This is a genomic window from Polaromonas sp. YR568 (assembly GCF_943371715.1).
GTDB lineage: Bacteria > Pseudomonadota > Gammaproteobacteria > Burkholderiales > Burkholderiaceae_C > Polaromonas.
Window position 1 is genome coordinate 241701 of sequence record NZ_CALRVW010000001.1, and the last position, 20020, is coordinate 261720.

23 protein-coding genes are annotated in these 20020 nt (G+C 63.9%); 4 read left to right on the forward strand and 19 right to left on the reverse strand.

The features are described 5' to 3' along the window. Window positions 1-169 precede the first annotated feature (169 nt). The 3 genes from AAG813_RS01140 to AAG813_RS01150 all read right to left on the reverse strand — a co-directional run bounded on the left by AAG813_RS01140 (window position 170) and on the right by AAG813_RS01150 (window position 3212). The gene (locus AAG813_RS01140) at window positions 170-1009 is read right to left on the reverse strand and encodes a universal stress protein (protein ID WP_341910940.1); all 840 of its coding nucleotides are present in this window, start codon (window positions 1007-1009) and stop codon (window positions 170-172) included. 92 nt (window positions 1010-1101) lie between these two features. Continuing rightward, window positions 1102-1746, reverse strand: coding sequence for a response regulator transcription factor (locus AAG813_RS01145; protein ID WP_341910942.1), 645 nt, complete (start codon window positions 1744-1746; stop codon window positions 1102-1104). Then, window positions 1743-3212 (reverse strand): PAS domain-containing sensor histidine kinase, encoded by a 1470-nt coding sequence (locus AAG813_RS01150; RefSeq protein ID WP_341910944.1) that lies wholly within the window; start codon window positions 3210-3212, stop codon window positions 1743-1745. Before AAG813_RS01150 ends, AAG813_RS01145 begins: the two co-directional genes overlap by 4 nt. Before the next feature lie 191 nt (window positions 3213-3403). On the opposite strand from AAG813_RS01150, the gene AAG813_RS01155 reads away from it, so the two are divergent. Further along, entirely contained in the window at window positions 3404-3868 is a 465-nt protein-coding gene (locus tag AAG813_RS01155) for a universal stress protein (protein ID WP_341910947.1), read from the forward strand. Between the two features lie 51 nt (window positions 3869-3919). On the opposite strand, the gene AAG813_RS01160 is transcribed toward AAG813_RS01155, so the two are convergent. From AAG813_RS01160 to AAG813_RS01205, 10 genes are all read right to left on the reverse strand, one after another. Beyond that, window positions 3920-4558: a phosphoribosyltransferase family protein gene (locus AAG813_RS01160; protein WP_341910949.1), complete on the reverse strand. Its 639-nt coding sequence runs from the start codon at window positions 4556-4558 to the stop codon at window positions 3920-3922. A gap of 47 nt (window positions 4559-4605) precedes the next feature. Then, window positions 4606-4887 (reverse strand): hypothetical protein, encoded by a 282-nt coding sequence (locus AAG813_RS01165; RefSeq protein ID WP_341910952.1) that lies wholly within the window; start codon window positions 4885-4887, stop codon window positions 4606-4608. Window positions 4888-4916: 29 nt separating this feature from the next. Next, window positions 4917-5222, reverse strand: a complete 306-nt coding sequence (locus AAG813_RS01170) for a FixH family protein (RefSeq protein WP_341910955.1) — start codon at window positions 5220-5222, stop codon at window positions 4917-4919. Between the two features lie 11 nt (window positions 5223-5233). Beyond that, window positions 5234-6652: a cytochrome c oxidase accessory protein CcoG gene (gene ccoG / locus AAG813_RS01175; protein WP_341910958.1), complete on the reverse strand. Its 1419-nt coding sequence runs from the start codon at window positions 6650-6652 to the stop codon at window positions 5234-5236. 20 nt (window positions 6653-6672) lie between these two features. After that, window positions 6673-7599, reverse strand: coding sequence for a cytochrome-c oxidase, cbb3-type subunit III (gene ccoP / locus AAG813_RS01180; protein WP_341910962.1), 927 nt, complete (start codon window positions 7597-7599; stop codon window positions 6673-6675). Between the two features lie 2 nt (window positions 7600-7601). Beyond that, window positions 7602-7739, reverse strand: a complete 138-nt coding sequence (locus AAG813_RS01185; protein WP_096663174.1) for a CcoQ/FixQ family Cbb3-type cytochrome c oxidase assembly chaperone — start codon at window positions 7737-7739, stop codon at window positions 7602-7604. Between the two features lie 14 nt (window positions 7740-7753). After that, the gene (gene ccoO, locus AAG813_RS01190) at window positions 7754-8479 is read right to left on the reverse strand and encodes a cytochrome-c oxidase, cbb3-type subunit II (RefSeq protein WP_341910966.1); all 726 of its coding nucleotides are present in this window, start codon (window positions 8477-8479) and stop codon (window positions 7754-7756) included. A 10-nt stretch (window positions 8480-8489) separates the two neighbouring features. Then, window positions 8490-9923, reverse strand: a complete 1434-nt coding sequence (ccoN, locus tag AAG813_RS01195; RefSeq protein ID WP_341910968.1) for a cytochrome-c oxidase, cbb3-type subunit I — start codon at window positions 9921-9923, stop codon at window positions 8490-8492. A gap of 64 nt (window positions 9924-9987) precedes the next feature. Beyond that, on the reverse strand, window positions 9988-10125 hold the full coding sequence (gene ccoS, locus AAG813_RS01200) for a cbb3-type cytochrome oxidase assembly protein CcoS (RefSeq protein ID WP_096663165.1): 138 nt from the start codon (window positions 10123-10125) through the stop codon (window positions 9988-9990). 11 nt (window positions 10126-10136) lie between these two features. Then, window positions 10137-12410: a cation-translocating P-type ATPase gene (locus tag AAG813_RS01205; protein WP_341910971.1), complete on the reverse strand. Its 2274-nt coding sequence runs from the start codon at window positions 12408-12410 to the stop codon at window positions 10137-10139. Window positions 12411-12518: 108 nt separating this feature from the next. Here AAG813_RS01205 and AAG813_RS01210 point away from each other — a divergent pair, with 108 nt between their 5' ends. Both AAG813_RS01210 and AAG813_RS01215 read left to right on the forward strand, forming a co-directional pair. Then, the gene (locus AAG813_RS01210) at window positions 12519-12962 is read left to right on the forward strand and encodes a universal stress protein (protein ID WP_341910973.1); all 444 of its coding nucleotides are present in this window, start codon (window positions 12519-12521) and stop codon (window positions 12960-12962) included. A gap of 51 nt (window positions 12963-13013) precedes the next feature. Next, on the forward strand, window positions 13014-13436 hold the full coding sequence (locus AAG813_RS01215) for a universal stress protein (RefSeq protein ID WP_341910976.1): 423 nt from the start codon (window positions 13014-13016) through the stop codon (window positions 13434-13436). Window positions 13437-13531: 95 nt separating this feature from the next. Here AAG813_RS01215 and AAG813_RS01220 read toward each other — a convergent pair whose 3' ends face one another. The 5 genes from AAG813_RS01220 to AAG813_RS01240 all read right to left on the reverse strand — a co-directional run bounded on the left by AAG813_RS01220 (window position 13532) and on the right by AAG813_RS01240 (window position 17961). Continuing rightward, window positions 13532-14005 carry a hypothetical protein gene (locus AAG813_RS01220; protein WP_341910978.1) on the reverse strand — a complete coding sequence of 158 codons (474 nt, stop codon included), beginning with the start codon at window positions 14003-14005 and terminating at the stop codon, window positions 13532-13534. Window positions 14006-14179: 174 nt separating this feature from the next. Next, window positions 14180-14752: a dCTP deaminase gene (gene dcd / locus AAG813_RS01225; RefSeq protein WP_096663150.1), complete on the reverse strand. Its 573-nt coding sequence runs from the start codon at window positions 14750-14752 to the stop codon at window positions 14180-14182. Between the two features lie 145 nt (window positions 14753-14897). Then, the gene (gene guaD, locus AAG813_RS01230; RefSeq protein ID WP_341910980.1) at window positions 14898-16190 is read right to left on the reverse strand and encodes a guanine deaminase; all 1293 of its coding nucleotides are present in this window, start codon (window positions 16188-16190) and stop codon (window positions 14898-14900) included. 54 nt (window positions 16191-16244) lie between these two features. Then, window positions 16245-17327: a BMP family ABC transporter substrate-binding protein gene (locus AAG813_RS01235; RefSeq protein WP_341910982.1), complete on the reverse strand. Its 1083-nt coding sequence runs from the start codon at window positions 17325-17327 to the stop codon at window positions 16245-16247. Window positions 17328-17574: 247 nt separating this feature from the next. Beyond that, window positions 17575-17961: a surface-adhesin E family protein gene (locus AAG813_RS01240; protein WP_341910984.1), complete on the reverse strand. Its 387-nt coding sequence runs from the start codon at window positions 17959-17961 to the stop codon at window positions 17575-17577. A 166-nt stretch (window positions 17962-18127) separates the two neighbouring features. Here AAG813_RS01240 and AAG813_RS01245 point away from each other — a divergent pair, with 166 nt between their 5' ends. Further along, window positions 18128-18940: a response regulator gene (locus AAG813_RS01245; protein WP_341910986.1), complete on the forward strand. Its 813-nt coding sequence runs from the start codon at window positions 18128-18130 to the stop codon at window positions 18938-18940. Window positions 18941-18977: 37 nt separating this feature from the next. Here the strand turns inward: AAG813_RS01245 and AAG813_RS01250 are convergent, their stop codons facing one another. After that, window positions 18978-20018, reverse strand: coding sequence for an adenosine deaminase (locus tag AAG813_RS01250; RefSeq protein WP_341910988.1), 1041 nt, complete (start codon window positions 20016-20018; stop codon window positions 18978-18980). Window positions 20019-20020 lie beyond the last annotated feature (2 nt).

A 20020-nucleotide genomic window follows, 5' to 3' on the forward strand; every position in this document is an offset into this window, starting at 1 on the left:
CCCTACTGTGGCCGCAACCGGGCCTTGCGGCCATAGGCAGCGACTGAATGCACGCCTCGGAGTCGTCCGGATTCAGTAGGCCCCAGCGCCTAGGCCGCCTAGGAATAATCCGAGCGGAAAAACGCCCCGGCTACGGCCGGTTCCCAGCCGTCCTGCCTTGTCCGCGTCCTCAGTGCGCCATGAGCACCGGCAGGGTCATGGACTGCAACACCGTGCGGGAGGTGCCGCCCAGCACCCACTCCCGCGCGCGGCTGTGGCCGTAGCAGCCCATCACCAGCAGGTCGGCCTCGAGGTCGAAGGCGCGCGAAAGCAGCAACTCACCGAGCAACTCGGGCTCCCCCGCTTCGCGATGCCAGGTCGCCGCAACACCGTGCAGTTTGAGATAACCGTCCAGGTCCAGCCGCTGGCCGCTCACTGACTCTTCCGCGCCTGACCAGGAAAGGACATGCACGCGTCTGGCCCGCTGCAGCATGGGCAGCGCAGCGCTGACCGCCCGGGCCGCTTCGCGCGTCGGCTTCCAGGCAAGCACCACCGTGTCGCCGATGGCCACCGGCACGCCGACGTAGGGCAGAATCAGGGCGGGTTTGCCGCTGGCGACCATCACGGACTCGGCAAAATCAACCGGCACGCCGGTCGCCGATGTGCTGGCCGGATCGTGCTGGCCGAGCACCAGCAAGTCCGCATACAGGGCCTGCTGGGCAAAGACACCCATGATGGGGTCGTCACCCACCTCGGCCCAAGCGGCCTGCATGCCTGGCTTGGCCAGCACGCGGTCGAATGCTGTGCGGGCCCGCGTGCGCAACTCGTCATCAATCTCGCGCAAGGCTGCGGCCACGCCCGGGCCGACCTCGGGCGCGAAAGGCAGCGCCACGAAACTGGGTGTCACGGCGTAAAGGCCGGTCACGGCAGCACCATGGGCCTGACCGATGCGGCACGCCTCCTCGAGACGTTGCCCGGCCTGCGGCGAAGCGTCCAGGTGAACGAGCAGCTGGGTGAGGGTTGTTTTCATGGGCCGGCTCCTTGGTCATTGCGATCCCGCCACCTTAGGGGACGGGCGCCGGGCGCGGCTTGACGAAGGTCAAGCGCCGGTCATGAACCGGCTCAGGGCTCCAGCGGCTCCGACACCCCGTGCTTGATGGCGTAACGGATCAGCTCGCTCTGGTTTTGCAGGCCCATCTTCTGCATCAGGTTGGCCTTGTGGGTGCTGATGGTCTTGACCGAAAGTTTCAGGCGCGTGGCGATGTCCGTCACGGAAACACCGGCAGCGATCAGGCGAAACACCTCGAATTCGCGGTTCGACAGCGACTCGTGCGGCGCCGAGCTTCCACCCGGCATGGCACTCAGGGCCAGCTGCTCGGCGACTTCGGCGCTGATGAAGGCGCCGCCGGCAGCGATTTTTCGGATGGCCTGTTCCAGTTGCCCCGGCGCGCTCTCCTTGGTCAGGTAGCCGCTGGCGCCGGACTTGATGGCGCGCACCGCATACTGAAGCTCCTGGTGCATGCTGAGCACAAGAATCCGCACTTTCGGTTTTTCGCTGCGTACCAGCTTGATCAGTTCCATGCCGCTGCGGCCCGGCATGGACAGGTCCAGCACCAGCACCTCAAAATCGGACTCACGCACACGCTGCATGACTTCGGTTCCGTTGGCCGCCTCTGCCACCACCTGCAGATCATCCGCCGAGGAAACGATGCGTTTGAGACCTTCACGAACAATGGCGTGGTCATCGGCGATCACGATCCTGATCACGGGGCCGCCTCCTCTTCGGGCAGCGGAATGGTCACGCCGACACGCGTTCCCTGTCCCGGCGCACTGTCGATGCTGACGCGCCCGTTGAGCAGTTGCGCCCGCTCGTGCAAACCCATCAGCCCGAGCGACTGCGGCTTGCGCGGCATCCCGGTCACAAAGCCCCTGCCGTTGTCGCTCACCGACAGCGTGATCTCGCCCGGCAGGCTGCCGATGACCACGGCGACTTCGGTCGCCCCGGCGTGTTTGGCGACGTTGGCCAGCGCCTCCTGGACAATGCGGAAAACGGCGGTGGCATAAGGCTCCTGCAGCTCCAGGTCCTCGTCGGCCGAGAGGGTGCAAGCCACACCTGTGCGCTGGCTGAAGCTGTGGACCAGCCACTCGATGGCGGCCAGCAGGCCGAGGTCGTCCAGCAACAGCGGCCGCAGGTCCGCCGCGATACGGCGCGTGGAAGCCACCATGCCATCCACCATCGCCAGCATCTCCGTCAGCTTGGCGGTGGCCAATTCGGGCGCGGTCAGCGTGTTGTCGCGCACCCAGATGGTATCCATCTTCAGCGCCGTCAGCGACTGCGCCAGCTCGTCGTGCAACTCTCGCGCCACCCGGGTCTTTTCTTCCTCCCGCGCGGCATTGACGGCCGCCGCAAAGGCACTTCGCTCCTCCTGGGCCCGGACCCGCTCGGTCACATCGCGCAGGATCACGGTGTAGAGCTTTCCTTCGGCGGTTTCGAGCTGCGAGATCGAGGCGTCCATCGGGAACTCCTCCCCGCTGGCACGCAGCCCGTAAATGACCGAGCCATCGCCCATGCGGCGGGAAGTGACACCGGTTGCCGAAAACCGGCGGACATGTTCCCCATGCCCGGCGCGAAAGCGTTCCGGCATGAGCTCGCTCAGCGGCTGGCCCAAAGCCTGACCGCTGGGCCAGCCGAAGATTTTTTCAGCCGCCCGGTTGTACATCACGATGTGCTGCTTGTCGTCCACGGTGATGATCCCGTCCATCGCGGAGTCCAGCAGGGCCGCGAGCCGCGCGTGCTCGTCTTCCGCCAGCAACCGGCCGGTGATGTCGCGCAGGATCACGGTGAACAGCTTCCCGCCCGGCGTATCCAGCTGCGAAATCGACGCGTCCAGGGGAAACTCCTCCCCATTGGCGCGCAGGCCGTAAACCACGTTGCGCGTGCCCATGCGCCTTGATGTCACGCCGGTGGTTCCGAAGCGTTCGACATGCCCGGCATGCCCCTGCCGAAAACGGCCGGGAATCAACCGCTGCAGGGACTGGTGCAAGACTTCCTGCTGCGGCCATCCGAAGATTTTTTCGGCCGCGCGGTTGTACAGAATTATTTTTTGCTGCTCATCCACCGTGATGATGGCATCCATGGCCGAGTCCAGTACCCCCGCAAGCAGCGCTGCTGCGCTGCCGGGGTTGTCAGCCAGTGAGGCTGTGTCCAGGCGACCGATAGGAGAAAAATCCATACGTCAGTGTAGCAATGCTCAAAAGTTTATATTTTTTAGCCAGTACGCAGGAAATGAAACCTTTTTACTTATCTATCAGCGACTTCACGTCCAGCTCCCGGATCTGATGCCATTGACCCACATCAAGGGGCTTCGTTCGCCTGCGCTACACACTGGGTTCCGCTCTACCGCATCCCCCCCAGGAGTCGATCATGTACCAACGAATACTTGTTCCCGTCGATGGGAGCGATACCTCCAACAAGGCCCTGACAGCGGCGCTGCAACTCGCCAGGGATGCTGGCGGCCGGGTTCGGCTTGTTCATGTACTGGAAGAACTGAGCCATCTGACCGGATATGAACAATTTGGCGGCTATTCGGGTGATCTGACCCGGATCATGCGCGACTCCGGGATGCAGATTCTCAATGACGCCATGGCCATTGCGCAGGCCGCAGGCGTGGAGGCGGATACGGTGCTTTTCGACAATCTGGGGGAGCGCCTGGCCGAGGCGGTGGCCGAGGCCGCCAGGCAATGGAAAGCCGACCTGGTGGTCGTCGGTACCCACGGTCGGCGCGGCGTCGGGCGCGTGTTGCTGGGCAGCGGTGCCGAGCAGGTCATCCGGCTCGCCCCGGTGCCGGTGCTGGTGATCCGCTCAGACAGCAAGCCAGCCGGCCACTGAGGCGGGCCAGCCCTACTTAGCCCTACTTGGCTGTGGCGCAGCAGAGCGTCCTCAGGATGCGGCCAACAAGGTGCGCACCTTCTTGTCGTCCACCGATCCGAAGTCGCTGTAACAGTGCCCGACACCGCGGAAATCCGGCGGACTCAGGACGCAGACAAACTCATCAGCCGCGGTCCCGATCCACTCCTGGGCACCTGGACGCGCAACCGGCACGGCCACCACAATCCACGCTGGCTTGGCCGCTCGCAAAGCCATCAATGCGGCGCACATCGAGGTTCCGGTGGCTACACCGTCATCCACCACAATGACCGTGCACCCTTCGATGCGTGCAGCTTTGCGCGACCCGCGATACAGCGCATCGCTGCGCGCCAGTTCACGGGTCTCGGTCGCGATGATCTCTTCGAGCTGTTGCGGACTCAGGCCGCTGGCGGCCAGCACCTTGGGGTCGATGTACCTTGCGCCGCCGCTGGCAATGGCGCCCAGGGCCAGCTCGGGCCGGCCCGGCACCCCCAGCTTTCGCACAACCAGCAAGTCCAGTTCAGCCGCCAGCGCCCGGGCCACTTCCCACGCAACCGGTACGCCGCCACGTGCCAAGGCCAGCACGACGACATCGTCGCGTCCCGCATATGCCAGCAGATGGCCGGACAAAACACGACCGGCTTCGGCGCGATCCTTGAACAGGGTGGTCATGACCATGCCGTCCTGAAATGTAATGCGCCAGCTAACCCGTATCCGTGTTAGCGCGGTCGGCAACTGTCCGGTCGATCACCTGTGGGGATGGGACAGCGGTTGACCTCGGCGGATGACATGCCCAGCAGAGCGGTCAATGCACTCGACACCAGACACACCATCCAGAATACAAAAAATGCCACCGTGTACACGCCCTGCCGCGAAAGACCCAGCGACTGGCCAGACCAGTGCAGGTCACCCGGATCGACCACCGCAAAGACAAGCAGCTCAAGCGCGCAAGCACCCAGGAACGCCGGCCATACGATCCACATCAGTTTCTGGTTCCACATGGCTGTCTCCGTCTGTCTTTTGGGGTGGTTCAGCGCTGTCCAGCCGGCACCGGCGTGGCACCCGTCGGCGTGGCTGCATGGTTGCGACCCTGCACGGCCGGCATGAGGGATTTTTCCCGCTCTGCGGCGAGTGTCTTGTTGATCTCGATGCCTTGCCGGTAATAGTCCTCCGCCACCAGTGATTCCGGGTTGACCAGGGCAAGCCAGAGCGTGACAAAGCCGGCCACCACCACGACAGCGGGGCCCGCAATCACCATCCAGACATAGCCGAATTTCCACCAGGGTGCGGGTGCCGCTTGCGGCGCCTGGGCAATGTTCATGTTGTTTTCCTTCATGTTGCTCTCCATCATCGTGGGACAAGGAAAATCGACTTCTCGCTCACATGGCTCTCGCCGGCAACGTCCCCGACATTGAACTCGATCGCGTGGGATCCGGGCGTGGCCGACCCGTAGCCGATCTGCAAGCGCACCGGCACCCAGCGCGATTCGGCCGGGCCGATATCGACTTCGGACTCCGAAGCCAGCGCCAGACCCTCCAGGCCGGACGCCGTGATGCGGTACCGCTGCGGCTGCTCGGTGGCATTCATGATCTGCAACCGATACACATTCTCGAGTTTGCCGCCGGCGACGATGCGCGATAGCGCTGCACGATCCCTCACCACATCCACTTTCAGCGGCGTACGCTCAAGCAGGCTCCACAAAAGGCCGACGCAAAGCGCCAGCAGGATCGCACTGTAGACCAGCACGCGCGGACGCCGCACCCTGCGCCAGAGCTGGGGCTTGCTCCACTGGCCAGCCATGGCGTTCTGGGTGCTGAAGCGGATCAGGCCACGCGGGTAGTTCATCTTGTCCATCACGGTGTCGCACACATCCACACAGGCGGCGCAGCCTATGCATTCGTACTGCAGACCCTCGCGGATGTCGATGCCGGTGGGGCAGACCTGCACGCACAGGGTGCAATCCACACAGGCCCCCAGTGCCAGAGTGGACAGATCGGCCTTGCGCGAGCGGGCGCCACGCGGCTCGCCGCGAGCCGTGTCGTAACTCACGATCAAGGTGTCGCGGTCAAACATGGCGCTCTGGAAGCGCGCATAGGGGCACATGTATTTGCACACCTGCTCGCGCAGGAAGCCGGCGTTGCCATAGGTGGCGATGGCGTAGAAGTTCACCCAGAACCATTCCCACGGACCAAACGACAGCGTGAAGGCCTCGGTCCACAAGGTCTGGATCGGCGTGAAATAGCCGACGAAGGTGAAGCCGGTCCACAGCGACAAGGCAATCCACAGGAAGTGCTTGGTCCCCTTTTTCAACAGTTTGCGCGCCGAAGCCGGCTCCGCGTCCAGCCGCATGCGCGCGCTGCGATCACCCTCGACCTTGCGCTCGATCCACAGGAATATCTCGGTATAGACGGTCTGTGGGCAGGTGAACCCGCACCACAGCCGGCCCGCCACTGCGGTGAACAGGAACAGGGACAACGCGCTGATCACCAGCAGACCGGTGAGGTAAATAAAGTCCTGCGGGTACAGCACGACGCCGAACAGGTAGAAGCGACGGGCACCCAGGTCGAACAGCACAGCCTGCCGCTGACCCCATTCCAGCCAGGGCAAGCCATAAAACACCAGCTGGGTCAGGAACACGAAGAACCAGCGCCAGCGGGCGAACAGCCCGGTCACCGAACGCGGGTACAGCTTCTTCTGCGCCTCGTACAGCGATACCTCTTCCTCAGGAACGATGGGGATGATCTTGCGGACCGGGGATTCCTGCACGGGGTGAACTCTTTCGGTGGTCAGGGGCGCGCGGTCGCGAGCGTCGCTGGCTTGTTGGACAGACCCCAGACGTAGGCTGACAGCACATGGATCTGGGCTTCGGTGAGCTTACCCGCCTGGCCCGGCATGACGTTGACCTTGCCGTTATTAACCATGCTGACGATCGCCTGTTCGCCCCAGCCATGCAGCCAGATGTCGTCGGTGAGGTTGGGCGCACCCAAGGCCTGGTTGCCCTTGCCGTCCATGCCATGACAGGCAGCACATGCCGTGAACTTGGCCTTGCCGAGCTGGGACCGCAGCGAGTCGTGCGGACTGCCGGACAAGCTGAGCACGTAATGGGCCACGTTCTTCACATCGTCGGGTGTCCCCACAGCCGCGGCCATGGGCGGCATGTTGCCCTGCCGGCCCAGATTGATGGTCTCGACAAGCTTGGCAGGCGCACCGCCATGCAGCCAGTCGCCATCGGTCAGGTTGGGGAAACCCTTGCTGCCGCGCGCGTCCGAGCCGTGGCACTGGGCGCAGTTGTTCATGAACAGACGCTCGCCGACTGCCATGGCCGCCGGGTCGCCGGCCAGCACTTCGGCCGGCTTCGCGGTGAACTGCGCATACAGCGGCGCCAGCTCCTTGTTGGCCTTTTCAACCTCGTCGGTATATTCGCCGTGGGTGGTCCAGCCCAGTTCACCCTTGTAGCTGCCCAGTCCGGGATAAGCCACCAGATAACCCAGGGCAAAAATGATGGTCAGCACAAACAGCCACATCCACCAGCGCGGCATGGGGTTGTTCATTTCACGCAGGTCCTCGTCCCAGACATGGCCCGTGGTGTTGTCGGCGCTGGGGGTGACCTTCTTGCGCGCCGTGATCCAGAGCAGCAGCAGGCAGGCAAAGATGCCGACCAGGGTGAGGACGGCCACATAGACCGACCAGAAATTACCGGTGAAATCGCTCATGATCAATCCTGCTCAAACGGGATGCGCGCAGCTTCATCGAAGCGGTCACGGTTGTGGCGGGCGTAGGCCCACCAGGCAATGCCCAGAAAGGTGGCGAAGCTGGCCAGTGTGGCCAGGATTCGCAGGGTGGTGATGTCCATTGGCATGGCTCCTGTCAGTTGGCAGCGGGTGCTGCAGGTGCAGCCGGCGGGGCCGACGCGCCGGGCGCCCCGGTGGCCGCGCTGCCCCCCACGGTCTTGCCGGCGAAATTGTTGGTCAGGGCCAGACCCATGCCTTGCAGGTAGGCGACCAAGGCGTCCATTTCGGTCTTGCCCTTGACGTCCTCGGCAGACTTGGCGATCTCGGCATCGGTGTAGGGCACGCCCACCACACGCAGTGCACGCATGCGCGGCGCCATGTCGGCGGCATCGACCAGGTTTTTTTCCAGCCATGGATAGGCGGGCATGTTCGATTCGGGAACCAGATCGCGCGGATTGTTCAGGTGAATACGGTGCCATTCGTCGCTGTATTTGCCGCCCACGCGGTGCAGGTCAGGCCCGGTTCGCTTGCTGCCCCACTGGAAGGGATGGTCGTAGACAAATTCGCCAGCCACCGAATAGTGGCCATAACGCAGCGTCTCGGCGCGGAACGGCCGGATCATCTGCGAGTGGCAGTTGTAGCAGCCCTCGCGGATGTAAACGTCGCGCCCGGCCAGTTGCAGCGTGTTGTAGGGCTTGACGCCAGTGACAGGCTCGGTGGTGGACTTCTGGAAGAACAGCGGCACGATCTCGACCAGGCCGCCGACGGCGACAACCAGCAGGATCAGCACGATCATCAGGAAGTTGTTGGTTTCAACCTTCTCGTGCGAGAAGCCGGGGGTGGTGTTTTTGTTATCGCTCATGTGTGTTTCCTCAGGCGGCTTGCGGCGCAGGCACGGCCACGGTGACGGAGCGGCCATTGGCCACGGTCATCCAGGTATTCCAGGCCATCACCATCATGCCGAACAGGTACAGCAGTCCGCCGAACACCCGAACGACGTAGAAGGGATAGGTCGCCTTGACGGATTCGACGAAGGTGTAGGTCAGCGTGCCGTCGGCATTGAGGGCGCGCCACATCAGACCCTGCATCACACCGGCGATCCACATCGCGGCGATATAAAACACGATGCCAATGGTGGCGGTCCAGAAGTGCACCTCGATCGCCTTGACCGAGTACATCTTCTTCTGGCCGAACATGCGCGGAATCAGGTAATACAAGGAGCCCATCGTGATCAGACCGACCCAGCCCAGGGCGCCGGAGTGCACGTGGCCGATGGTCCAGTCCGTGTAATGGCTCAGGGCATTGACGGTCTTGATGGACATCATGGGCCCTTCGAAGGTGCTCATGCCGTAGAAGGACAGTGACACGATCATGAAGCGCAGGATCGGGTCGTCGCGCAGCTTGTGCCAGGCACCCGACAGGGTCATGATGCCGTTGATCATGCCGCCCCAGCTGGGCGCCAGCAGAATCAGTGAGAACACCATGCCAACCGACTGGGTCCAGTCCGGCAACGCCGTGTAGTGCAGGTGGTGCGGGCCGGCCCACATGTAGGTGAAGATCAGCGCCCAGAAGTGGACGATGGACAGGCGGTAGCTGTAAACCGGCCGCTCGGCCTGCTTGGGAATGAAGTAGTACATCATGCCCAGGAAGCCGGTGGTCAGGAAGAAGCCCACGGCGTTGTGGCCGTACCACCACTGGATCATCGCATCCTGCACACCGGCGTAGGCGGAGTAGGACTTCATCCAGCTATAAGGCACCTCGGCGCTGTTGACCACATGCAGCAGGGCGATGGCCAGGATGAAGGCACCAAAAAACCAGTTGGCCACGTAGATGTGGCGCACCTTGCGGATGCCAATGGTGCCGAAGAAGACGATGGCGTAGGACACCCACACCAGCGTGATCAGGATGTCGATGGGCCATTCGAGTTCGGCGTACTCCTTGCCCGAGGTGTACCCCAACGGCAGGCTGATCGCTGCCGCCACGATGACCAGCTGCCATCCCCAGAAGGTGAACGCGGCCAGTTTGGGGGCGAACAGCGGCACACTGCAGGTACGCTGCACCACGTAATAGCTGGTGGCGAACAGGCCGCAACCGCCGAACGCAAAAATCACCGCATTGGTATGCAGCGGCCGGAGCCGGCCATAGCTGAGCCAGGGGATGCCGAAGTTGAGTTCGGGCCAGGCAAGTTGGGAGGCGATGATGACGCCGACCAGCATGCCGACGACGCCCCAGACCACGGCCATCAGGGAAAACTGCCGCACGACCGTGTCGTGGTAGTAAGCAGTGCGAGCTTGTGGTTCGTTCATGAGTCACCTATTGTCGATATGTAAGTAGTGTCTCTTTTGTCATGTCGGGGGCGCTTGATGCAAGTCAATCCGATCGAAGAATGCGCTCGCCCTCGGCGTCCACGGAGTCAAACTGGCCACGCCAGACGGCCCAGGCGAGCGCGACAATAATCAACAGCGCCAGCCCCACCGACAGGGGAATCAGTAAAAAAAGAATGTCCATGGCGTCGTCCTTTATTCCGGCAGGCGGGCCAGCCGGGCTGAATTGAGTACCACCAGCAGCGAACTGGCGGCCATGCCGAGTCCGGCCAGCCAGGGCGGCATGAAGCCGAGGATGGCCAGGGGCACACACACGGCGTTGTACAGGGCCGCCCACATCAGGTTCTGGCGCACGATGGCACGGGTACGGCGCGCATGCTGCAGCAATCCAGACACCGCAGCCAGTTGCCCCCCCAGCACGATGAAGTCGGATTTGGCCTGCGCGAGCGGCACGGCCTGGCCCATGGCAACCGACACATCGGCACAGGCCAGCACCGGCCCGTCGTTCATGCCGTCGCCCACCATGGCGACGCGCCGGCCCTGCTGCTGCAACTCGCGCACATGGGCCAGCTTGCCTTCGGGCGTGCGCTGGCCGAACGCCTTGTCGATGCCGGCACGCGCAGCCAGGCGCGTGACGGCGGCCAGCAAATCACCGGAAAGCAGTTGCACCTGCAGGCCCATGGCGTGTAACGCCCCCACCGCCGGCCTGGCGTCGGGCCGCAGGGCCTCGTCCATCTCGAAACTGGCGAGCCAGCCTTGTTCATCCGACAAATACACCTGCGGGCCGGTCGCGGCCAGGTCGTCGGGCGACAACCCGCAAAACGCGGCCGACCCGAGACGCATGACACGCGGCTTCACGCCAGGGCCGACAGCGACACAGCCCTGCAACCCCTGGCCGGAAACTTCAGTGACATCCTCAGCAGATCCCGTCACGGTGCCCGCCGCCTGAACCATGGCACGCGACAGAGGATGCATGGAATGCTGCGCCAGCGCAGCCGCCAGCAACAATGCCTGCGCGGCAGGGGTCCCCTCGCGGGTGCGGCTGACGGTCACCGCCATGCGGTCTTCGGTCAGCGTGCCGGTCTTGTCGAACACCACCGTATCCACCATGGCACAACTCTCCAGCGCCTCCAGCCGCCGCACCAGCACACCGCGCCGCGCCAGGGCGCCGGCAGCGGCCAGCGTCGCGGCCGGTGTGGCCAGCGAGAGCGCGCAGGGACAGGTCACAATCAGCACCGCCACGGCCACGCTGATCGCATGCACCGGGTCGGTGGGCCACCACCAGAGCGCCGCGGCAGCGCTGGCCAGCAAGACCAGCAGTACAAAAGGCCCGGCGATGCGGTCCGCGATTCGCGCCAGACGCGGCTTCTGCACCGAGGCCTGCTCCATCAGCGCCACCATGGCGGCATAACGGGTCTCGCCACCTGCGCGCTCCACCCGCACCAGCAGCATGCCGCTCAGATTGTGGCTGCCGGCAATGACCGCGCTGCCGACGCGGCGCTGCAGCGGTGTGGACTCGCCGGTGAGCAGCGCTTCATCGACCTGGCTCTCGCCGGCCGTCACCGTGCCGTCGGCTGGAATCACGTCACCGGGCAGCAGGCGGATCACGTCGCCCGGTACCAGGCGGCGCACGGCCACACGCTCGAAGGTGCCGTCCACTCCCTGCCGCTCCACGCCGTCGGGCAGGCTGCGCATCAGCGCCTCGAGCGCGCCGGCGGTGCGGTCACGCAGGCGCTGCTCCAGCAGGCGTCCGGAAAGCAGGAAGAACACAAACATGGTGACCGAGTCGTACCAGACCTCGGCGCCCCAGCGCGACCCCGGGTCAAAGGTGGCGGCCGAGCTGGCACCAAACGCAATCAGGATGCCCAGCGCCACCGGCACGTCCATGCCGACACGCCGGTTGCGCAGGTCGCGCAGTGCTGAAGAAAAAAACGGCCAGCAGGAAAACAGCACGACCGGCAGCGTCAGCACCCAGGACGCCCAGCGCAACAGGCCCTGGGCCTCCGACGAGATGTCACCCGGCTCGGCGATGTAGGCCGGGAAGGCGTACATCATGACCTGCATCATGCAAAAGCCCGCCACCAGCCAGCGCCAGAGCATCATGCGCTGGGCCTGGATGCGCGGCGCCGCAGCCAGCATGTCGCCGGCGGGCAGCGCCCCGTAACCGGCCCGCTGCAGCGCGGCCAGCCAGGCCGAAGGCCGGCCCTGCCCGGGCGACCAGGCCACGCGGGCCACCGCGCTGGCGCCATTGACCTGCACGTTGTCCACGCCGGGAAGCTTTTGCAGCACCTCCTCCACCGTGAGCGAGCAGGCCGCGCAATGCATGCCCTCGATCGCGAGGTAGGACTCCCACAGGTCAGCGCGACCCGGCAGCGGCCGGCTGAAGCCCTCCCATTCGGCGCGCTCATCCAGAGCGGACCAGCGCAAGGCCTGTCGCGCGGCGCCGGTATCGAGGGTGGCAGTGTGCATGGGACAAGCCTAGCGCCCGCCGGTAGCACCCGCTTGACATGGATCAAGCGCGCCGGACTATCGCCAGCCTAAGCTGCAAGCCTCGCATCAACCCCAGGAGACCCCGCCATGTACAAACGCATCCTCGTCGCCACCGATGGTTCCACCCTCTCGAAAAAAGCCGTGCGCAGCGCCATTGATCTGGCCGGCGTCGTGGGTGCCGAACTGGTCGCGCTTTATGTGGTGCCGCGGTACCCGGTCAGCTATTTCGAAGGCGGCATCACGATTTCTGCGCAGGACGTGGCCCGCACCGAGAAGCAGTGGGCCGACAAGGGCCAGGCCGTGGTGGATGCCGTTCAGTTGCAGGCGCAGGCTGAAGGCCTCAAGGCCAAGGCCGTCATTGCGCGGTCCGACCTGGTGGCCGAGTCCATCATCTCGGCCGTGAAAAAACACAAATGCGACCTTATCGTCATGGCCTCGCATGGCCGCAAGGGGCTCAAACGTGTCCTGCTGGGCAGCGAAACCCAGCATGTGCTGACGCACAGCAGCGTTCCCGTGCTGGTGTTGCGCTAAACTGGTTTTCATAACCTGTTTTTTATCCAGTATCCAGCACAAGGAGAAATAATGAAAGTCCTGTTCGCCGCTGACGGCAGCAAATACACCAAAAAGGCCCTGGCTTTTCTCGTCACGCATGAAAGCCTGGCCGGCCCCGAGGATGAGGTGGTGGTGCTGAACGTGCAGCCGCCCGTTCCTCCGCGCGTCAAGGGCATGGTAGGCACGAGCACCGTCAACGCTTACTACGAGGACGAGGCCAAGAAGGTGCTGGACCCCATCGAGCGTTTCCTCAAGCGGCACAAGCTGCAATACCGCACGATCTGGGTCGCCGGCTCACCCGCCGCTGAAGTGGCGCGCGCCGCCAAACGCGAAAAGGCCCACATGATTGTCATGGGCACACACGGTCATGGCATTCTCGGCCGCGCCGTGATGGGCAGCGTGGCCCAGCGCGTGGTCACCGACTCGGAAATTCCGGTGCTGCTGGTCAAATAGACTGCAACAGGGCCGGGCGCAAAACGCGCCGCCAGACAAAACAAAAAAAGCTGACACTGTCAGCTTTTTTCATTGATGCAAGCGCTTCCTGGTTTCTATTTGGCAGCCACCGGCGTGGTCATCTCGACACCCCGGTTGGGCTGGCCTTCAACGTCGGCCCTGCGGTCAAACGTGAGGAGTTTTCCCATCACCACCCGCATCCACATCGGATAGGTATAGGCCGTGCCTTTGTTGTGATCAATGATGGCGCCGATTCCGCCACCAAAAATGATGTTGCCTGCCATGCCGGCATTGGCGCGCGAGATGGCAACGCCGCGTCCGTCTGCTTCGCCAGCCTTGACGCAGGTGACCTGCAAGTCCTTCGATGAGCGGCGCACATTCACCGTTGCAGGCGTCTTGACGACTTGCTGGCCATAGTCATTTTCAAGTTTGCATTCGGCATCCTTGATCTCGACGCCGCTGGCGCTGTAGGTTTCAAAACGGACAGGATTTGTCGAATCATTGACGATGGATGCGCAACCCGTCATGGCAACACACGCGAGAACGATGGAATAGAAACGGATGGACACTGGGCTCCCCTTTGGATATGGTTATTGGAAATGCCCGGGAAATGTAGCATGCTGTTACATGCCATCTTCTCCGCGTATTCCTGTACATCCAAAGGCTGCGTTTTGCAAACATCTCTCGCGCCGCCTGCAGCGCATCAGGCCTGACGCGAGCGGCTACACAGCTTGAGCGCCGACTCAAGCCTTGGGCAGCGTCACCCCGACCTGGCCCTGGTACTTGCCGCCGCGGTCCTTGTAGCTGACTTCGCAGACGTCGTCGGGATCGCTCTCGAAGAACAACACCTGCGCGCAGCCTTCGCCCGCGTAAATTCTCGCCGGAAGCGGCGTGGTGTTGGAGAACTCCAGCGTCACGTAACCTTCCCATTCGGGCTCGAACGGCGTGACATTGACGATGATGCCGCAGCGCGCGTAGGTGCTTTTGCCCAGGCAGATGGTCAACACGTTGCGCGGGATGCGGAAGTACTCCAGCGTGCGCGCCAGCGCGAAGCTGTTGGGCGGGATGATGCAGCTGTCGCCGTGAAAGTCGACAAAACTCTTTTCATCGAAGTTTTTCGGATCAACCACCGTGCTGTGGATGTTGGTGAACACCTTGAACTCGGGCGCGCAGCGGATGTCGTAGCCGTAGCTGCTGGTGCCGTAGCTGATGATCTTCCTGCCTTCGCTTTCGCGGATCTGGCCCGGCTCGAAAGGTTCGATCATGCCGGTGGTCTCGGCCATGCGGCGTATCCATTTGTCGCTTTTGATGCTCATTCGGAAGGTTCCTTGCTTTGCCGCCAATTGTAGGCAAGCTGCGGCGGGGGCAGGCTGCCAACAGGCTTGCTATTTATTTAATAGCTGCTTGCGCCCGTTCAAAAAGGGCTGGCGGCCGATACAACGTATATTCTGCACAATCCGGCTAACCGGCACTGCCAGCCTGCGAAATCACGGTGCGCTCCACCACACGGTCGTCCCCCAGCACGATCAGCGAAAACAGCAGCTCGTCCAGGCTGCCGGCCTGCGCCGTCTTGCGCGCCAGCAGCGGGGTCGCCTGAGGGTTGAGCACCACGAAGTCGGCTTCGCAGCCAGGCAGCAGGTTGCCGACCACACCGCCCAGGCCCAGCGCACGCGCCGCGCCGCCGGTGTGCTGCCACCACAGTTGCTGCGGCTTGAGCGACACGCCGGGCTTGGTCTGGCCTTCCCGGCCCACGTAATAGGCGGCAAGCATGGTGTGAAAGGGGCTGAAGCTGGTGCCACCGCCCACGTCGCTGGCCAGTCCGTACAGAAAACCCGTGCGGTCGGCGGCGACATAGTCAAAAAAGCCACTGCCGAGAAACAGGTTGCTGGTCGGGCTGACGGCCGCGGCCGTCCCGGTGGCGCGCATCAGCGCGCGGTCCTCGTCGTCAATGTGGATGCAGTGGGCGTACACAGCGCGCGGACGCAACAGGCCAAACTGTTCGTACACGCTGAGGTAGCTGCGCGCCTGCGGGTACAGTTCGCGCACCCAGGCAATCTCGTCCTTGTTCTCGGCCACATGCGACTGGATCCAGACATCGGCGTAGCGGGCGGCCAGCTCGCCGGCGCCGCGCAGCTGCGCTTCGCTGCAACTGGGCACAAAACGCGGCGTGATCGCGTAGCCGAGCCGGTCCACGCCATGCCAGCGCGTGATCAGCGCCTCGGTGTCGAGCAGGCTTTGTTCGGTGGCGTCGCGCACGCCATCGGGCGAGTTCTGGTCCTGCAACACCTTGCCGGCGATCATTCGCAGGCTGCGGCGCTGCGCCTCGCCGAGCAGTGCATTGACCGAGGCCGGATGCGAGGTGGCAAAGGCCAGCGCCGTCGTCACGCCGTGGCGCAACAGTTCATCCACAAAAAACGCCGCCGCCTCCCTGTTGTGCGCGGCATCCGAAAAACGGCTTTCATGTGGAAAGGTGTAATTCTCCAGCCAGGGCAGGAGGCCTTCGGCGGGCGAGCCGATCACGTCGAGCTGCGGGTAGTGGATGTGCATGTCCACAAAACCGGGCGCGATGATGCGGCCCGGCAGGTGGGTGATGTCCAGACCGGGAAAACGCGGCGCCAGTTCGCTGTAGCTGCCCACGGCCAACACGATCTGACGACCAGCGGCGTCGGGGCCGACCAACAGCAGGCCGTCGGTCTCCAGCACAGCTTGTGCCGGCTCGGGGAAATAAAGAAGGGAGGCGCGCCAGGCTTTCATTTCACGAGGGTACCGCAGGCAGGCTGCGGCGCAATATGCCGGTCCGCATAAGGTTTATTTGGCCAGCTTGCCCTGGACGCCCTGCACCAGGAAGTTCATGCCCAGGATCTGCTCGTCCGTCAGCGTCTTGCCGGTGGCCAGCACCTCGCGGCCCTCGTTGTCCAGCAGCGCCGTGCCCGCCCGGAAAGGATGCAGCTTGCCCGCAGCGATGTCCTTCTGCCGCGCCAGCACCTCGTCCACCACTTTCTTCGGCACTTTCGGGCCGAAGCTGTCAACGCGGATCATGCCCTCCTTCACCCCGCCCCACACGGCACCGCTTTTCCAGCTGCCGTCGAGCAGGGACCGCGCGCGCCGGGTGTAGTAATCGCCCCACTGGTGGGTCACCGCCAGCACCTGGGCATCCGGGGCGACCTTGCGCATGTCTGAATGGTAGGCAATGGCGAGCTTGCCGCGCTCCTGCGCCGCCGCCATCACGGCCGTGGAGCCAGTATGAAAAGCGATCACGTCCACGCCCTGGTTGAACAGCGTCATCGCCGCTTCGCGTTCGCGCGGCGGGTCAAACCAGGCGCCCAGCCAGACCACCTTCACCTCGGCTTTCGGGTTCACGGAACGCATGCCGAGCGTGAAGGCGTTGATGCCCTGGATCACTTCGGGAATGGCAAAGCCCGCGACATAACCGGCGCTGCTGGCCAGCTGGCCCGCCGCGATGCCGGCCAGGTAGCGGCCTTCGTAATACCGTGCATTGGCCACCGCCACGTTCGGTGCGGTCTTGTAGCCGGTGACGGACTCGAATTTCACGTCCGGAAAGTCCTTCGCCACCTTCAGCGTCGGCTCCATGTAGCCAAAGCTGGGCGTGAAGATGAGCCGGTGGCCCTGGCTGGCCAGGTCGCGGATCACACGCTCGGCATCGGCGCCTTCGGGGACGTTTTCGACATAGGTGGTTTTGACCCGGTCGCCGAGCGCCGCCTCGACGGCCTTGCGGGCGTCGTCGTGCTGGCGCACCCAGCCGGCGTCGGTCAGCGGCGCCACATAGACGAAGCCGATTTTCAAAGGCTCCTTCGCAGGCGCCGCAGCTTGGGAAAAAACGGGTGAAATAAAACAGGCGGCCGCGAGCGCGGCAGCGAGGTTTTTGTACATGGTGGTCCTCTACATGGCCCCGGAGAATAAAAAAACACCAGCGCGCCGGGACAGCGCGCGGGTGAAGCGCTATTTTAGCTGTTCAGGTCGTCCAGTCCTGCGGGCGGCCGAAGCAGCCACTGAGGTCTCGGTCCTCATTCAAGCAGGGGCCGCGGATCTGGCTCAGCCAGTCCGCAGGCGCAGCGCCCCCTCGGGGGGCAGCGACCCACACGCAGTGGGGGAGCGTGGGGGCTCCATATCCACGGGGCTAATACGCTATACAGGCAATGTCCCACAACGCGTCCTGGAAAGAGCCGTCGTGCACGGCTTCCCATTTGCGCGGCAACGGGTCCTTGAACACCGCCTGACCGTGGCCCATGGGCTCGGACAGCAGCGCTACCGAAAGCAGGCGCATGCGCTGGCCCTTGCAGTCGAATTCGCTGTGGTGCAGGCGCGAAAAATAGCCCTTTTCGTCGGTGATCTGCACCACCTGGTAATCCATCAGCCACCACATCCTGACCATGCCGCCCTTGCCGCGCAGGGTGGTGCGATCGATGTAGGTGACCACCACCGGATCGATCATGACCGGCGTCCATTGCGCGGCAACGCCGGCACTCAGGCTCATCAGGGCAAGGGCGGTGATCAGGCGTTTCATGGGTGCGCTCATGCGATGGAAGGGATCCTGCCGCAAAGCGGCGTACTGTCCTGCACGTACGGTAGCACAGCGACGGCGCCCGCCCGCCCCGAAACGACGATAATCAACGGCAAAACAGAGCCCTTTCGCCGGGCAGCCGGAGCGATACACAGGAAAGCCAGCGACTATGCGGGACAACGACGTTTACCAACTCACGCCCAAGGGCCAGCAGGAGCTGCGCAGCGGCGCGACCACGCTGCCGCCGGCCGAGATTGAGCTGCTGATCCGCATCGACGGCATCCTGAGCTTTGCCCAAATCAAGGCCGGCATGCCCGCCGTCTCCGCCGAAACATTCTCGGACACCTTCCAGAGCCTGCTGCAGCGCGGGCTGCTGGCGCAGGCCGAGGCCGATCCCTTCACCGAACAGTTCAACATCCAGCTGAACCAGCTCGCCCTGTCCAATGCCGAAGCCGAGGCCGACTCGGGCGCTGCGTCCCTCAAGAAGGCCGGCTACTACGTCAGCATCGCGCGCGGCCGCGGACCCGCCCGCACGCTGGCCCCCGGAGAGATGCTGTCGGCCATCGTGGTGGATGACGAGCCCATGCTCGCCAAGTTCATCCAGACCTATCTCTCCTTCGAAGGTTTCCAGGTCCGGCTGGCGGGCAACCGGGCGGAAGTGGTGGCCGAATTCCGCAAGCCCCCGATTCCCGACCTGATTCTTCTCGACGTGATGCTGCCCGACGCCGACGGTTTTGACATCCTGCTTCGGCTGCGCCAGCACCCGGCCCTGAAAAACGTGCCGGTCATCATGCTGACCGGAAAAGCCACACGCGAGTCCGTGATCAAGGGCCTGGCCGGCGGCGCCGACGGTTATGTCACCAAACCTTTCGAGGCCGACGCGCTGATGCGCGCAGTCAGAACCGTGGTGGGTCTGCCGGAAGATCCGACCGCCTCCGGCGCACCAGCCAGCCCCTGGGTCAACCGGGACGCCAAGTCCTGAGCTGCAAGCGCCCGGGGCCAGGGCCTGTTAGCAGGCCTTAGCGGAAACTCTCGAAACAGGCGGCCAGCCGCTCGATGTGGCCGCGTTTGGCCGTTGCGTCGGCGAAGCTGGCGTCGAAACTGTTGCGCGCCAGCGTCCAGGCATGCTGCGCCTCCATCCCGGTGGCCGCAAAGGTCTGCGTGAAGTTCTCGTTCATGTAGCCGCCGAAATAGGCCGGGTCGTCGGAGTTGACGGTCGCGGCCAGCCCGGCGTCGAGCAACTGGCGCAGGTTGTGGTTGGCCAGGTCCGGAAACACACACAGCTTGAGGTTGGACAGCGGGCACACCGTCAGGGCGATGCGGTCTTTGGCCAGACGCTGCATCAACGACGGGTCCTTGGCCGACTGCACCCCATGGTCGATGCGCTCGGCCTTGAGCAGGTCCAGGGCCGTCCAGATGTATTCCGGCGGGCCCTCCTCGCCCGCATGCGCCACCAGGTGCAGCCCGAGTTCGCGGCAGCGTGCAAACACACGCGCAAACTTCTCGGGCGGGTTGCCGACCTCGCCGGAGTCCAGCCCCACACCGATGATGAGGTCGCGGAACGGCAGGGCCTGCTCCAGCGTCTCGAAAGCTTCTTCCTCGCTGAGATGGCGCAGGAAACACAGGATCAGCGCGGCGCTGATGCCGAGCTCGGCCTGCGCATCGACACAGGCGCGGTGCAGGCCCTTGATCACGGTTTCCATGCCGATCCCGCGCGCCGTGTGGGTCTGCGGGTCAAAAAATATTTCGGTGTGGATCACGTTGTCCTGCGCCGCCCGCAACAGGTAGGCTCGTGTCATGTCGTAGAAATCCTGCTCGGTGATCAGCACGCTGGCGCCGGCGTAATAGATGTCCAGGAAACTCTGCAGGTTGGTGAAGGCATAGGCGCGGCGCAGGTCATCCACGCTCGCGTACGGCAGCTGGATGCCGTTGCGCCGGGCGAGCGCAAAAATCAGCTCGGGCTCGAGGGAACCTTCGATGTGGATGTGCAGCTCGGCCTTGGGCATGGCACGCAGCAAATCGGGCAGGCGGTCGGGGGATACAGGTCGGACGGAATTCATGT